General features: G+C 67.5%; 1 protein-coding gene and 1 pseudogene. Both read left to right on the top strand.

Features of this window, described 5'->3' with window-relative positions; genetic code table 11:
• Window positions 1-723: pseudogene (locus ABGB18_RS49320) on the top strand (hypothetical protein); the annotation flags it as partial.
• Between the two features lie 72 nt (window positions 724-795).
• Window positions 796-1,122 (top strand): hypothetical protein (locus ABGB18_RS49315; protein WP_347702657.1); only part of this gene is annotated, 327 nt, incomplete at its 3' end.

The raw sequence follows: 1,122 nt of genomic DNA, 5'->3' as shown, positions 1-1,122 counted from the left end.
CTGCTCGACTACGCGCGGCTGCGCTCTGACTTCGACATGATCGTGCAGACGCAGCTCGCTGACGTCGCACGGCAGTCGGCATCGCTCGCGAACGCGGTACGCCCGCAGGTCACTCGCTACACGCGAGTGCTGAACCTGCCCTCGTGCGCTCGGTGCATCGTTCTCGCCGGCCGGGAGTACCGCTCCCCCATCGCATTCCAGCGGCATCCCCGCTGCGACTGCAAGGCGGTCCCGTCGAACAAGGAGAACGCCGGGGATCTCGTCGCAGATCAGGACGAGGCGTTCGCCTTCTACAAGCCGGCCGCCGAACTCGACCGCATGTACCCGCACCTGACAGTGAAGATGCGCAACGAGGCTGGGATCTTCTCTCAGGAGGACGTCTTCACCGTCGCCGGGGCACGTGCCATCCGCGACGGCGCCAACCTCAACCAGGTCGTGAACGCCCGCGCCGGGATGAGTGCCGCCGACACGCAGATCCGCGGACGCATCTCCGCCAAAGGCCGCAAACAGACCCGCGACGTCTACAGCCAGCAGCTGTACATCACGAGCGAAGGCGCAACGAAACGCGGCGTCGCCCACAAGGCGATGCGCGAGCGGTTCTCCTACGCCGAGGGCGGCAAGAAGCTCAAGTCGCCGCGCCTTATGCCCGAGTCGATCTATGCCATCGCAAGTGACGACGCGGACGCGCTGAGGCTGCTCAAGCTCTACGGGTACGTCACCTGACGCCCCCCACATTCCCCCGCCCGGCGCGACGTCGGAGCGGCCACCACTACCGAGCGATTCGGAGAACACAGCATGCCCAAGCACCTGACGCACGCCCAGATCATGGCCCAGCTCGACCCGAGCGACCCCGCCACGATCCAGCGCCTCATCGACCACCGCCGCGCCCACTTCGGCGACGCCCGCATGGAAGCCGACGCGACGTCGGACGACACGCAGGAAACTCCGGACAACGGGGATGGCGAGCAGTCGGAAGGCGACGAGCGTCTCGGCGAGGGCGGCAAGAAGGCCCTGCAGGCCGAGCGTGAAGCTCGCGCCGCCGAGAAGCGACGAGCCGACGCCGCGGAGGCGCGACTCAAGGAACTCGACGACGCGAAGCTGACCGATCAGCAGCGCCTCGAG

Source organism: Nonomuraea sp. B12E4 (assembly GCF_039871825.1).
In the GTDB taxonomy this organism is placed as follows: Bacteria; Actinomycetota; Actinomycetes; order Streptosporangiales; family Streptosporangiaceae; genus Nonomuraea.
The sequence above is the reverse complement of the archived record's forward strand: the minus strand, read 5'-3'. Positions and strand labels throughout refer to the sequence as shown.